This window comes from Neoaquamicrobium microcysteis, from assembly GCF_008180155.1.
GTDB classification, from domain to species: Bacteria; Pseudomonadota; Alphaproteobacteria; order Rhizobiales; family Rhizobiaceae; genus Aerobium; species Aerobium microcysteis.
On record NZ_VSZS01000041.1, the window covers coordinates 1 to 13,187 of the forward strand.

Annotated in this window: 11 protein-coding genes and 1 pseudogene; 1 reads left to right on the forward strand and 11 read right to left on the reverse strand. The window is 65.3% G+C overall.

What is annotated here, in order from left to right; all coding sequences use genetic code 11:
* Positions 1-281: 281 nt before the first annotated feature.
* The 11 genes and pseudogenes from FY036_RS00460 to FY036_RS00510 form a co-directional block, all read right to left on the reverse strand.
* Positions 282-983, reverse strand: a pseudogene (locus FY036_RS00460) (IS6 family transposase).
* Positions 984-1,077: 94 nt separating this feature from the next.
* Positions 1,078-2,331 carry a glycerate kinase type-2 family protein gene (locus tag FY036_RS00465; protein WP_148912761.1) on the reverse strand — a complete coding sequence of 418 codons (1,254 nt, stop codon included), beginning with the start codon at positions 2,329-2,331 and terminating at the stop codon, positions 1,078-1,080.
* 3 nt (positions 2,332-2,334) lie between these two features.
* Complete coding sequence (locus FY036_RS00470) at positions 2,335-3,720, reverse strand: NAD(P)-dependent oxidoreductase (protein WP_235897426.1); 1,386 nt, start codon at positions 3,718-3,720, stop codon at positions 2,335-2,337.
* A 93-nt stretch (positions 3,721-3,813) separates the two neighbouring features.
* Positions 3,814-4,626, reverse strand: coding sequence for a class II aldolase/adducin family protein (locus FY036_RS00475; RefSeq protein WP_148912763.1), 813 nt, complete (start codon positions 4,624-4,626; stop codon positions 3,814-3,816).
* Between the two features lie 31 nt (positions 4,627-4,657).
* Positions 4,658-5,959 carry a TRAP transporter large permease gene (locus FY036_RS00480; protein ID WP_148912764.1) on the reverse strand — a complete coding sequence of 434 codons (1,302 nt, stop codon included), beginning with the start codon at positions 5,957-5,959 and terminating at the stop codon, positions 4,658-4,660.
* Positions 5,960-5,969: 10 nt separating this feature from the next.
* Positions 5,970-6,524, reverse strand: a complete 555-nt coding sequence (locus FY036_RS00485; protein WP_148912765.1) for a TRAP transporter small permease — start codon at positions 6,522-6,524, stop codon at positions 5,970-5,972.
* 25 nt (positions 6,525-6,549) lie between these two features.
* A complete protein-coding gene (locus FY036_RS00490) occupies positions 6,550-7,539 on the reverse strand; it encodes a TRAP transporter substrate-binding protein (protein ID WP_148912766.1) in 990 nt (329 codons plus the stop codon).
* Positions 7,540-7,562: 23 nt separating this feature from the next.
* Complete coding sequence (locus tag FY036_RS00495; RefSeq protein ID WP_148912767.1) at positions 7,563-9,041, reverse strand: aldehyde dehydrogenase family protein; 1,479 nt, start codon at positions 9,039-9,041, stop codon at positions 7,563-7,565.
* Between the two features lie 22 nt (positions 9,042-9,063).
* Positions 9,064-10,218 carry an iron-containing alcohol dehydrogenase gene (locus FY036_RS00500; protein ID WP_148912768.1) on the reverse strand — a complete coding sequence of 385 codons (1,155 nt, stop codon included), beginning with the start codon at positions 10,216-10,218 and terminating at the stop codon, positions 9,064-9,066.
* Between the two features lie 11 nt (positions 10,219-10,229).
* The gene (locus tag FY036_RS00505; protein WP_201744664.1) at positions 10,230-11,291 is read right to left on the reverse strand and encodes an Ldh family oxidoreductase; all 1,062 of its coding nucleotides are present in this window, start codon (positions 11,289-11,291) and stop codon (positions 10,230-10,232) included.
* Positions 11,288-11,950 carry an RraA family protein gene (locus tag FY036_RS00510; protein ID WP_148912769.1) on the reverse strand — a complete coding sequence of 221 codons (663 nt, stop codon included), beginning with the start codon at positions 11,948-11,950 and terminating at the stop codon, positions 11,288-11,290. Before FY036_RS00510 ends, FY036_RS00505 begins: the two co-directional genes overlap by 4 nt.
* Positions 11,951-12,065: 115 nt before the next feature.
* On the opposite strand from FY036_RS00510, the gene FY036_RS00515 reads away from it, so the two are divergent.
* Positions 12,066-12,998, forward strand: a complete 933-nt coding sequence (locus FY036_RS00515) for a LysR substrate-binding domain-containing protein (RefSeq protein ID WP_148912770.1) — start codon at positions 12,066-12,068, stop codon at positions 12,996-12,998.
* Positions 12,999-13,187: the final 189 nt, after the last annotated feature.

A 13,187-nucleotide genomic window follows, 5' to 3' on the forward strand; every position in this document is an offset into this window, starting at 1 on the left:
ACAAGCCGTGAACCTAACACTTCAATCGAGACTCTGGGCGCAAAAGTCTCAATTGAACTATCCAACTTTCTCTAAATCCGCGCCAGTCCCTGTTTGAAGTGTAAATCGACACATGGCGCCACCTCCCCGGCAACAATCACCGGCACCAGACGATCACTCTCGGCGTAGGCGCCCTCTTCGGGGTCTTCGTCGACGAAATCCTCCTCGTCGTCATCACCATAGTCGGCATCGTAAAGTTAACTTCAGCGAAGCAAAAGCGTGACGCCCGCCACGTGCACTGCTCATGCGCGAGCGATCTTCGCCCATAGGTTCATCGCCGCTTTGCGCAGTTCGCGATGATGGCTGGAGGGAATGTCGTGGCGCGGGATGTGGAAGAGGTTGGCAATCGGATCATGGATGGAAACGAAGAGTTGCAGATGTCGCTTTGACTTGAAGCGCTTCATGATCCGCTCTCGCCGTCGGATCGGCTGGTGGGAATTCTCCGCCCGATTGTTCAGGCCTTTATGGGAGCGGTGCTCGACACCGGGCATGATTTCCTGCTTTGCGGCGCCATAGGAGCGAAGCTTGTCGGTGATCATCACGCGCGGCGATCGTCCCTGGCCTTTCAAAAGCTTGCGCATCAGGCGCTTGGCCGCCTTGGCGTCGCGGCGGCTTTGCACCAGAACCTCCAGGACAAAACCGTCCTGATCCACGGCGCGCCATAGCCAATGCTTCTTGCCCCGGATCGAAATAACGACCTCATCGAGATGCCATTTATCGCCGAGTCGGCCGCGCGAACGTTGACGGATTTGGTTGGCGAAAGTTCGTCCGAATTTCTCTGCCCACAGCCGGATCGTTTAATGCGAGACAATGATGCCACGAGCGGCCAGCATGTCTTCGACCATCCGCAGGCTCAGGGGAAAACGGAAATAGAGCCACACCGCGTGGGCAATGATTTCAGCGGGAAAGCGGTGGCGACGGTAGAGCGGATCACGGTCTGTCATGCCTCTTCATCGCCTATCAAGCCCCAAGTTCCGTTAACTTTACGATGCCCCGTTGGGATCTCTATGTGCGATACGCGGTGAAGCTAACGGGCGATCACCGAATAAGGACTGCGCGGAAATCATTCACATTTGTGCCGGTTGGTCCAGTCTTATGGAGATCACCGATGATGGAGAATGCCGTATAGCTATCGTTGCGATCCAACATTTCTTTCGGATCGATTCCGGCGGCGCGCAGACGTCGCACTGTCGTTCCGTCGGCGAAAGCGCCGGCATTGTCCTCGGAGCCGTCGATGCCGTCCGTATCGGCCGCCAGAATTTCGATGGCGTGGCCGTCGATGGCAAGCGCCATGGCAAGCGCGAATTCACCGTTTCGGCCGCCCCGCCCGCCCCTTCCTCGCGATGTCACCGTCGTCTCGCCGCCGGAGAGCAGCACCGCCGGTCGTGAAAATGGGCGGCCCCGCGCCAGCACCTCACGGGCGATCGCGGCATGGACGAGCGCCACGTCGCGCGCCTCGCCTTCCATCGCATCCGATAGGATGACCGGCATGACGCCGTGGCCCCATGCCTCGGCCGCAGCAGCCTCCAGCGAAACGCGCGCCGAGGCGACGATGTGATGCTCGTGTCGGGCGAAGACCGGATCGTCGGGCATCGGTGCGTCGGCCGCCGGCCCGTTCAGGTGCGCCATGACGGCGGCCGGCAGATCGAGGCGGTATTGCGCGACGATCGCCAGCGCATCCGCACGCGTCGAAGCGTCGGGGATCGTCGGGCCGGATGCGATGGCGGCCGGATTGTCGCCGGGAATGTCGGAGACCAGCAGGCTGACGACGCGGGCGTGGGTCGCCGCAGCGAGCCGCCCGCCCTTGATGCGCGAGACGTGCTTGCGCACCACGTTCATCGCCGAGATCGGCGCGCCGGAGGCGAGCAGCGCCTCGTTGACGGCGATCTCGTCGGCGAGCGACAGCCCTTCGGGCGGCGCCGGCAGCAACGCCGATCCGCCACCGCAGACCAGCGCGATGACGAGATCGTTTTCCGTCAGCCCGGAAACCAGATCGAGGAGCCGCGCGCCGGCTGCAAGCCCGGCCTCGTCGGGAACCGGATGCGCCGCCTCCAGCACCTCGATACCACGCGTCTCGCAGCCATAGCCGTAGCGCGTCACGACGATGCCGGTAAGTGGGCCGGGCCAGAGCGTTTCCAGCGCCGCCGCCATCTGTGCCGCGCCCTTACCCGCCCCTATAACGACCGTGCGGCCGCTCGGTGGTGGCTCCGGCAGGTGGGCGCGGATGCCGGTCAGGGGATCGGCCGCCTGGACGGCCACGTCGAAAAGGGCGGCGAGGAAAGTCTTGTCCATCGCTCAGTCCCGCGGTTTGCCGGTGAAGGGGCCATGAAGGCCGAGTGCGCCCATCAAGGCGGCCTGCCGATTGACGTCCAGCATCACGCCGTCGCCCATCGCCGCGCAGAGGGCCTGCCGCTCTTCTGCATCCGCCGCGGCGGCGAGGCGCGTCCAGAAATCATGGAGTCGACCGGTCGTATAGGCGAGTTGCTTCACGACGTCCGCGTCCTCGGCAACGCCCGCCAATGCGCCGGCGGAAACGCCGCCGATACCGTGGATCGCGCGGCCAGGCACGGCGGTGTAGCCATCGGGTAGATCACCCTTGAGATTGCCCACGCGACGGAAGCGGATCGCCTCGAGGATCTGGTCTACGGCCTGCTTCGCGCCCGCCACCCGCGACGGATGGTCGGTGTCGGCAACCGCATGCGGCAGAAGCAGCAGGCGGCCGGCATGGCGTTCCACCAGCGGCAGATAGGGCGCGAGCGGGCCGGAGACCGCGCCGGTCGCGGCGTCGCTGAAGATGTCGGCGTCGATCGCGGCGAAACGGATGCGGCCGTCGCCCATCGCGGTGTCGAGGGCTCCGGCGTCCACCAGTTCGCCGCGATCGAAATTGACGAGCGTCGCGCCGGGGCTGACCGCATCGAAGATCGCCTCGCCGACAAGGCCGGCATTGGCGAAGCGTCCGGTCGGGGGATCGGCCGCGCCGAGGCCGAGATGGACGGAAACGATATCGGCGCCGGCGGACGCCTCGACGGGCGTTGCCGCGTAACCGAAACCTTCGGCTTCGATCCAGCGGCGATGCCGCTCGCGGGCATAGATCACAGGCCGCATGCCGAAGGCGTCGGCAAGGCGCGCGACCTCGCGGCCGATATTGCCGTAGCCGAGCACGGCGATACGTCTGCCTTCCAGCTTCCCGGTCGGGAAATCCTTGAGATCGCGGCCCGTATCGAAACGGCCGGACACGGTGCGTTCGTGCAGCAGGTCGAACGGCAGATCCGGCAGGAAGCGCAGGATCGCCTTCATCACCATCTGCGCGGTGGCGCGGCTGTTGATGCCGGGCGTGTTCATCAGCGGCGCCGCGCCGCCGGCACCCGATCCGCCGCCCCAGGAGCGGGACTGCATGTTGCCCGTGCCCGCCCCGATCCGAACGCCGCCCTCGGGGAAAACGGTGTCGGCCGGCACGACGGTCGCCGCGGCGATCACCGCGTCGTACAGGCCATCACCCGCTTCGGCGACGAAGTCTTCGGCGGTGTTCAGGTCCGGCCGGTAAACGAAGTGGATACCGCCACCGCCGATGTCGGCAGCGACGATGGCGTCGCCGTCGTGGAACGTGCAGCCGGCCTGCTCGACGTGTCGGCGCACCTCGGAGCAGTCCGGCCGGCCGTCGGGCCCCGGCCGCAGGCCCACCAGGTCGCAGATTAGGATCCGATAGGTCCGGCGGGTGTCAGTGTCATGCATGGTTTCGTCGTCCTCTCGGCCGGTCGCTGCAGTGCGTCCGGCTCAGTTCACCAGATCCGGATCGGTCCGGATGATCCAGTCGTAGATGGGCTGGAAGTGTAGCCACCCCATGAAAGGCGTCGCAAGGTGCTTGGCAGAATGGGCGGCTTTTTCCGGAGCGACCAGTTTCAGCGGCGAGCCAGTCGCCTCGGCCTTCAGCTGGATTTCGCAGGCGCGTTCCAGTGCGATGAACCACCAGGCGGCCTCGTCGATGCTGTGACGCCCGACGCTGAACAGCCCGTGGTTCTGATGGATGGCGACCTTAGCGTTGCCGAAGGCGTTGGCGACGCTGTTGCCGGCCCCCTTCTCCACCACCACGGCGCCGGCCTCCTCGGTGATCACCGCCTGATGACCGTAGAAGCCGCAGGCGGTCTGGGTGATCGGATCGAGCGGACGCCCGAGCGCCGCCCACGCCATGCCGTTGACGGTGTGGGCATGGCAGGAGGCCACAATGTCGGGGTGCGCTTCGTGGATCGCCGAATGCAGAACGAAGCCGGCGCGATTGACGGCCCAGGTGCCCTCCACAACCTTGCCGGCGTGATCGACGAGGATGAGGTCCGAGGCGCGCACCCGCGAGAAACTCATGCCGAAGGGGTTGGTCCAGAACAGGTCGAGGTGCTCGGGATCGCGCACCGTGACGTGGCCCGCGAAGCCGTACTCGAACTTGTAGCGGCCGAAGATCCGGCAGACGGCGGCCAGCCGCTCGCGGCGGTGCTGGCGCTCCTCCGCCAGCGTCTGGAAGACTGGTTCGCGGGGAAAGTGCAGGCCTTCCTGATCGGGTTCGTAGATCGATTTCTTCTGCTGTGCGGTCGGCATGGAAATCCTCCTTCGCTGGTCGGCGTGACGACTACTTGAGCATTTGCGGAAGCCAGAGGCTGAGGCCCGGCAGATAGGTGATGATCGCCAAACAAATGAGCAGCGACAGGTAGAACGGCAGCATGCTGCGGATGATGTGCTCGATCCTCAGCCCCGCTATCTGACAGGCGACGAAGAGATTGACGCCGACCGGCGGCGTGGTCATGCCGACCGCGAGATTGACGATCATGACGATCCCGAAATGGATCGGGTCGATGCCCATCTTCAGCGCCACCGGCGTCAGGATGGGGGCCAGCACGGTGATCGCGGCGCCCGTCTCCAGGAACATGCCGACGAGAAGCAGCAGCAGGTTGATCAACAGCAGGAAGACCAGCGGATTGTCGGAGATCGACACGAAGACCTGCGAGATCAGCTCCGGGATGCGGTTTGCCGTCAGCACCCAGCCGAAGACGCTGGCCGCCGAAATGATCAGCAAGATGACGACGGTGTTGAGCAGAGACGAGCGCAGAGCCGTCACCAGCTTCTCAACGGTGATGGTGCGGAACACGACGACGCCGATGATTAGCGCAAAGCAGACGGCGGCCGCCGCGGCTTCGGTCGGCGTGAAGACGCCGCCGTAGATGCCGCCGAGGATGAGTACGGGCAGCATGAGCGGCAGGATGGCCGCCTTGAAGCTTTCCCACACGCCGGGCTGCGGACCGAGCCCGTCGCCGGACGCGCCGGGTTTCGCCCTGCCGTAGCCCTTGCGCTTACTGACGAGGTAGACGGTCAGCATCAAGCCGCCGGCCACCAGCAGGCCGGGAAGGATACCAGCGAGGAAGAGATCGCCGATCGAGACCGGCACGCCGGCGGTCAGCGCGAAGATGATCATCGGGATCGAGGGCGGGATGATGACGCCGAGCTCGCCGGAGGACGCCTGTACGGAAGTGGCGAAGGGCCGCGAATAGCCACGCGCCGCCATGGCCGGGATGAGGATGCCGCCGATCGCCGCCGTCGTCGCGGCGCTCGATCCGGAAATCGCGGCGAAGAACATCGCCGACAGCACGGCGACGAGGCCGAGGCCGCCGGTGGCGCGGCCGACGAGCGACTGGGCGAAATTGACCAGGCGGGTGGAGATGCCGCTCACTTCCATCAGCGCGCCGGCGAGGATGAAGAAGGGAATCGCTGTCAGCGGGAAGGAATCGAGCGCAGCGAACATGCGCTGGATCATGGCCTGGAGCGGAATGCCGGAGCCGTACATGGCCATGGCCGAGACCATGCCGAGCGTGACGGCGATCGGCACCGCGCAGGTGAAGAAGACGAGCATGGAAGCGGTGAGCGCGACGGGAAACATGGCGATCCTCTCAGCTTGCGGCCTGGACGATCACGCTCGGCGGCGGATCGACGGCGACAGCGATGGTGTTCACGAGGGCGAGGAACGCGCCGACCGGAATGGCGAGGTAGACGTAGCGCATCGGCAGTTCGAGCGAGCCGGACATCAGGGTTCCGACCATGCCGCTGACGGTCCAGCCGTAGTAGACGAGGATTGCCCAGAAGAGAATGCTGACGGCGACGCTGAAGACGCATATGATCCGCGCCACGGAGGCGGGCACGGCGATGAAGATCGCTTCGACGGCGACCAACATGCCGCGGCGCACCACGACGCCTGCGCCGAGGAAAACGCACCAGATCAGCGCGAAACGGATGAACTCCTCCGACCAGGCAATAGGCGATTTCAACACGTAGCGCGCCACGACCTGGGCGATCCCGAGACAGGCGAGAAGGCCCATGACGCCCGCCAGGAAATTGAGGATCAGGGCGTTGAGCATGTCGAGCCATCGGATCATCGCCCATTTCGGGCGATGATTTTGCTGGCTCGTCGAAAGGCCGACAACGGCCTCGTTGGACGAGGGTTTCATCGAAGCATCTTCCGGTTACGCGGGCTTACTGCCCGTTCGGGGCCTCGACAGCGGCGACGCTGTCGTAGAGATCGGCGACGGGGGCGAACGCCTTGTGGACGAACTCCGTGCCGACACGCTCCTGGAAGGGCTTCTTGTCCGGCTCGATCAGCGTCATGCCGGCGTCCTGAAGCTGCTTGACGAAGGTCTGCTCGCCCTTCAGCACCTCTTCCGAGGCATAGGCCTTGGCCGCGCCGTTGGCGGCATCGACGATTGCCTTGCGCTGGTCTTCCGGCATAGCGACCAGGCGGCCGGCATCCATGACGACCACCACCGGCTCGTAGGCGTGCTCGGTGCGCACGAGATTCTTCACGACTTCCGAGAACTTCGAAGACAGGATCAGCGACAGCGGGTTTTCCTGCCCGTCGATGACGCCCTGCTGGAGGGCGTTGAACACCTCGCCGAAGTTCATTGGTGTCGCGGAGGCGCCGAGCTGGTTCCAGGACTGCACGGTGACCGGGCTGTCGGGAACGCGGATCTTAAGGCCGGAAAGATCTTCCGGCTTTTCCACCGGGACCTTCGTGGTCAGCCAGCGCGGGCCGCGCAGCCAGTAGGCGACGACCTCGTAACCGGATTCGTCACGGATGCGCTTGGTGATTTCGCCGCCCACCGGGCCGCCATAGACGGCGTTGTAATGGTTCACGTCGCGGATCATGAAGGGCAGCGTGAAGATACGGGCGGTCTCGGACGCCGTCGACAGCACGCCGGCGCCGCCGACCCAGATGTCGTTGGACGAGAACTTGATACCTTCGAGCAGTTCGCGGTCGCTGCCGAGCGTGCTGTTGCCGTGGATCTCGATCTTGACCTCGCCGTTCGTGGCGGCCGCGACGTCGTCGGCGAACTTCTTCGCCGCCGCCGCGTGGATTTCCGAATCCGGCCAGACATGGCCGAGGCGAAGGACGGTTTCTGCGGATGCACCGGTGGCAAAGAGAGCCACGGCGGCCAGCAGGGCTGCCGTTTTCAGTTTCATGTTCATGTTGGTCTCCTCCTGATTGAACACTAGCTTTGGAAATAGACGGCCTTGACGGTCGTGAAGAACTCCTGGTTGGAATGGCCGATGGAATAGGCGCCGAAGCCGGACGCCTTGACGCCGCCGAAGGGCATGTGCGCCTCGCTGGCCGTTCCGTGATTGACGTGGACCATGCCGGACTGGCTCTCGCGGGCGAACCGCAGCGAGAGGTTGACGTCGTTGGTGTAGACGGAGGCCGCCAGCCCGTATTCGACGCTGTTGGCCACCTCGATCGCCTCATCGAGCGAGCCGACTGGAATGACGGCGAGCACCGGGCCGAAGACCTCCTCCAGCGCGAGCCGCGAGGTCTTGTCGACGCCGGTGAACAGCGTGGGCGCGACGAAATGACCCTTGGCGAAGTCGCCGTCCTCCATGGACGAGCCGCCGAGCGCGAGCGTCGCGCCATCCTCCCGCGCATGGGCGATATGCCCCATGACGGAGGCCTTGTGCTGGGCGGTGATCAGCGGGCCCATCGTCGCGCCGGCCTGCCAGGCAGGGCCGACCCTGATCGCCGCCATTTCTGCTTCCAGCGCCTCGGTGATCTCGCGAGCGTTCTTCTCCAGCACGACGATGCGGCTCAGCGCCGTGCAGCGCTGGCCCGAACAGGCGAAGGCGGCGCCGGCGATCTGCCTGGCGATGGTCGCAGCATTGTCGTAGTCGAGGACGACGGCGGGGTTCTTCCCGCCGAGCTCCAGCTGGGTGCGCACCAGTCGGCGGCCGGCCTCTGCGTTGATCGCGACGCCCGTGCCGGTCGAGCCGGTGAAGGATACGCCGCGCACCAGCGGGTGGCGGATCAGCGCCTCGCCGACCGCGCGGCCGGAACCCAGCACGAGGCTGACGACGCCTGCCGGGACGCCGGCGTCACGGAACACGCCCATCAGCTTGACGGCGGACCACGGGGTGAGGTTCGACGATTTCAGGACGACGCTGCAGCCGAAGGCAAGCGCCGGGCCGATCTTGCGCACCGGGGTGACGACCGGGAAGTTCCACGGGCCGATGGCGGCGACGACGCCGATCGGCTCTCGCAGCGTCATGGCGAGGCCGTTGCGCTTTTCGCTGGGCAGCACGTCACCGTCGATACGGCTCGCCTCGCCGGCGGAAAAGCGCAGCTCCTTGGCGGCGCGGCCGACTTCGCCGCGCGCCTCCGCCAGCACCTTGCCCTGCTCAGCGGCGAGGATGAAGGCGAGTTCATCGATCCGCTGCTCCAGAAGGTCGGCGGCGCGGAACAGGATCGCCCCGCGATCCGGCCCCGGCACCTGCCGCCATGAGAGCCATGCCTTGTGGGCCGCGACGACCGCCTCATCCACTTCCGCCGCGCCGCTGTCGGCGAAACGGCCGAGGGACTGGTCGCGATCTGCGGGGTTGAAGATCTGGGACGTCTTGTCGCCGGCAAGCTTCCATTCGCCGCCAATGAAGTTTCCGTAGGTTCCGCCAACGGCTCCGGCGAGCCAGCTCAACATGTCGGACATCGTCATTCTCCTCCCCGGTCGCTCAGACCAGCTCGGCCCTAAGCAGGGCCTTCATGTCGTCGTGGGAAGGCTGGCGCGGATTGACCGGCACGTTGCCGGACAGCATCGCCTCATCGACGATCTCGTCGAAGCGGCCTTCCGTGACGCCGAAATTGCTGAGCTTTGCAGTGATGCCGACATCGAGCTTCAGCTTCTCGATGGCCGAGACGGAGAGCGCGGCAGCCTCCTCGACCGGAAGACCGGCGGTCTTCTCGCCGAAGATCTCGGCGATGCGGGCGAACTTGCGGGGGTTGGCGAGATGGTTGAAGCGCATCACCTCCGGCAGCATGATCGCGTTGACCAGGCCGTGGGGAATGCCGAACTTCGCGCCGAGCGGCATGGCGAAGGCGTGTACCAATCCTAGCCGCGTGCTGTTGAAGGCCATGGCCGCGATGGTGCTGGCGAGCAGCATGTCGCCACGCGCCTCGACGTCGGAGCCGTCGGCGACCGCCTTGCGCAGGCTCCTTGCGATTAGCGTCATCGCCTGGTCGGACATCGCTTCCGAGATCGGCTGCGTCGCGGTGTTGACGTAAGACTCCAGCGCGTGGGTCAACGCGTCCATGCCGGTGGCGGCGGTGATCTGCGGCGGCAACGAAAGCGTCAGTTCCGGATCGAGAAGCGCGATCGCCGGGCAGTTCAGCACGCTGCCGACGCTGATCTTGGCCTTCGCGACCTTATCGGACAGCACGGACCAGATGGTGAGTTCGCTGCCCGTACCGGCCGTGGTGGGTACGGCGATCACCGGCGCGCCTGCCCTCGGCACCTTGCCGATGCCGACATAATCCTTGATGTTGCCGTCGTTGACCAGCATCAGGCCGATCGCCTTTGCGGTGTCCAGCGCGCTGCCGCCGCCGATGCCGACCACGAGGTCGCAGCCGTTCGCCTTGCCGTGGACGGTGCCCTCGTCAACGGAGCGGGTCGCAGGATCGCTTTCGACGTCGGCGTAAACCGCGTTGAAGATCGAGGCGCCGGTGAGTATTGCCTGGACGCGATCGATAAGGCCGACGCGCTGCACGCCGGGGTCGCCGACGACCAGCACGCGCGAGCCCCCGAGGGCCTTGACGAACTCCGGTAGCCGGGCGATCGCGCCATTGCCGAATTCGATCTGCGTCGGGATGTGGTAGGAGAATGCACGCATGGTTCGTTCTTTCAGGACAATTGAAGTTCGTTGAGCGAGAGGCCGTAGGCCGCGCCGAGGGCGTTGAGTTCGTCCTCGACCTTGGCCGGAAGCGTGATGCCGTCGCGGAGGCGGCTGGCCTCTAGCCGGCTTTCAATCTCGCCCGCGTAGAAGATTTCGTCGACACCGCCCGCCCGGGGCTCCAGCTTCAGAAGGCGGATGTAATCATCGAGGCGGTCCTTGAAGGTTTCGAGCGGCATCCAGCGCGCAATGTCGAGCACTATGAACATGTGACCGACGTTCTGGGGCTCTTCCCAGTTGTCGTACATGTTGTTCACCGAGGGGCCGAAACCCGCGCCGGTCAGTACGCCACACAGGATGTCGATCGCCATCGCGAGACCTGAACCCTTCGGCCCGCCGAGGGGCAGCACAGCGCCGTCGAGTGCGGCATGTGCGTCGGTAGTGGGATTGCCTTCCTTATCGACCGCCCAGCCGAGCGGGATCGCCTCGCCATTGCTGGCGGCGACGATGATCTTGCCGCGGGCGACGAGGCTCGTGGCCATGTCTAGGATGAAGGGAACGTCGGTGCCGGTCGGAAAACCGAAGGCGATCGGGTTCGTTCCCATGAAGGGGCGCACCCCCCCTGTGGGCGGCATCGTCTGGGACGCGTTGGACATGACGATCATACCGAGCCCTTGCGAGACCGCCTGTTGCAGGTAATGCGCACCAGTGCCGAAGTGATTGGAGTGACGGACGCCGAGAATGTAGGCACCCTGGGTCTTGGCGCGGGCCATGGCGATGTCCAGGGCGCGGGCGCCGACATAGGCGCCGAAATTGTTGCGGCCGTCGAGCAAGCCGGCCGGCCCGTCGTCGCGCTCCAATTGGGGTTCGGCTTTCGGATCGATCATGCCCTCGGCCATGCGCTTCAGGTAAACGCCGAGGCGCACCACGCCGTGGGAACTGACGCCACGTACATCGGCCGCGACAAGGCTTTCGGAGACCGCGCGAGCCACGGCGTCTGGTGCCCCGGCCGCCACCAGTAGCTTCGTGGAATAATCGACGAGTTTCGAGGCACTGTGGGTCATGGCGCTCATAGTCCCTTGGTGCGCAGCGTCTGGTCGACCCAGGTGCGGTCGACCGTGCCGTCGGCGATGCTGGCGAGGATGCCGGCCTCGCGGCCCTGCTGGCTGAGCGCGAGCGCCAGGATCTCCTCCGCGTGGCTCTGCGGTACGGCAAGTACGCCGTCCTCGTCGCCGAGCATGATGTCGCCGGAGGAGACCACCATGCCGCCGACCGTGACCGGAACGCCGACCTCGCCGGGGCCGTCCTTGTAGGGGCCGCGATGGGTGACACCTCGGGCATAGACCGGCAGGCCGCCCTTTGAGATCGCGCCGCTATCCCGTACCGCGCCGTCGATGACGAAGCCGGCGACACCGCGGGTGATAGCGTAGTTGAGCATGATCTCGCCAATGATGGCATTGGTGAGATCGCCGCTGGCATCGACCACGATCACGTCGCCCGGCATGGCGATGTCGAGCGCCTTATGGACCATGAGATTGTCGCCTGGGCGTGTGCGCACGGTCAGCGCCGACCCGCACATCATGGCATCACCGTGAAAGGGCCGCAGGCCTGTGCCGCCTGCGAAGACGCGGTGCATATTGTCGCTGACGATGGCGGTGGGGATCGTGCGAAATTTTTCGACGAGTTCCTTCGACGGACGACCGAAGTCCTCCGCTACGCGAAATCCTAGCAATGTAACCTCCCGAAACGCAGTCGCGTTTTTTGTTCGTGTCGGGGATCCTACGCAGCCCTTCTATTGACGTCCAATACATTGCGAGCCTTCTATTGATGCCCTGGAGGTATGACCGATGCTCGAAATCCGTCAGTTGCGCTATGTGCAGGCCGTGGGCGAGGAACTGCATTTCGGCCGGGCGGCGGCACGGCTGCACATCGCCCAGCCGGCGCTGTCGCGGCAAATCCAACGGATCGAGCAGCAGACGGGTGCCGCACTCTTCGTGCGCACCCAGCGGAAGGTGGAGCTGACGGCCGCCGGCGCGTTGATGTTGGAGCGCAGCCGCTCCATCCTGCGCGAACTCGAGCAGCTGGAGCAGGACGTGCGCCGCGCCGGCAAGGGCGAACTCGGACGGCTCACCATCGGCTTCATCCATTCCTCGACCTACGGGCTCCTGCCGCGAACGCTGCAGCGCTTCCGCGATCTCTACCCGGACGTGGAGCTGGAACTCAGGGAGATGAGCATCGCCGACCAGGCCACGGCGCTCGCCCGCGACCACATCGACGTCGGACTGACGCGGCCGGCCCGCTATGCGCCGGGCATCGAGACGCTGTCGATCATGGAGGAGGATTTCGTAGTCGCGGTGCCGGCCTATCACCCGCTGGCCTCGTCGGCGTCCACGCCGCTGGCGCGGCTTTCGAACGAGCCGTTCATTCTCTTTCCCCGCGCCAGCAGCCCGCTGTTCAACGCCTCGATCCTTAGGATGTGCGAGACGGCCGGCTTCACCCCGCAGGCGATCCAGACGGCGACGCAAGTGCACACCGTCGTGGGCCTTGTCAGCGCCGGCATGGGGGTCGCGATCGTGCCGGTGACCGCCAAGAACATGCAGGTCTCCGGCGTCGCTTTCCTGCGCATCCAGGAGAACCCGCCGCCGGTCAGCGTCGTGTTGGCCTGGCGGACGAGCCGCGAAACGCCGTCGCTCCGCGCCTTCCGCGCCATCGCGTTCAAAGTCGGCGAGGAGTTCATGGCCACGCAGGCGCGAACTCGGCGCGGAGGTGATGTCTGTTGATTTCCGCTAAAAGCTGACCCGGCACAGCCTGCTATTTCCAATTGTTTGGTGTCCGTCGTCAGGGTTTTTGGGACAACAGGCGGCGTGAGCTAACGGAGGCTCTGGTCCATCAGGTTTGTCACATTAGGCCGCTGCATCTCGATGAAGCAAGCGGCGCTGTTTGATGGTTTCGCGTTTGATCCTTTCCCT

Excerpts from the sequence above, each read along its gene's own strand:
- FY036_RS00515 (WP_148912770.1), top strand. The coding sequence starts at position 12,066 with ATGCTCGAAATCCGTCAGTTGCGCTATGTGCAGGCCGTGGGCGAGGAA.
- FY036_RS00490 (WP_148912766.1), bottom strand. The coding sequence starts at position 7,539 with ATGAACATGAAACTGAAAACGGCAGCCCTGCTGGCCGCCGTGGCTCTC.
- FY036_RS00480 (WP_148912764.1), bottom strand. The coding sequence starts at position 5,959 with ATGTTTCCCGTCGCGCTCACCGCTTCCATGCTCGTCTTCTTCACCTGC.
- FY036_RS00465 (WP_148912761.1), bottom strand. The coding sequence starts at position 2,331 with ATGGACAAGACTTTCCTCGCCGCCCTTTTCGACGTGGCCGTCCAGGCG.
- FY036_RS00495 (WP_148912767.1), bottom strand. The coding sequence starts at position 9,041 with ATGTCCGACATGTTGAGCTGGCTCGCCGGAGCCGTTGGCGGAACCTAC.
- FY036_RS00485 (WP_148912765.1), bottom strand. The coding sequence starts at position 6,524 with ATGAAACCCTCGTCCAACGAGGCCGTTGTCGGCCTTTCGACGAGCCAG.
- FY036_RS00500 (WP_148912768.1), bottom strand. The coding sequence starts at position 10,218 with ATGCGTGCATTCTCCTACCACATCCCGACGCAGATCGAATTCGGCAAT.
- FY036_RS00475 (WP_148912763.1), bottom strand. The coding sequence starts at position 4,626 with ATGCCGACCGCACAGCAGAAGAAATCGATCTACGAACCCGATCAGGAA.
- FY036_RS00505 (WP_201744664.1), bottom strand. The coding sequence starts at position 11,291 with ATGAGCGCCATGACCCACAGTGCCTCGAAACTCGTCGATTATTCCACG.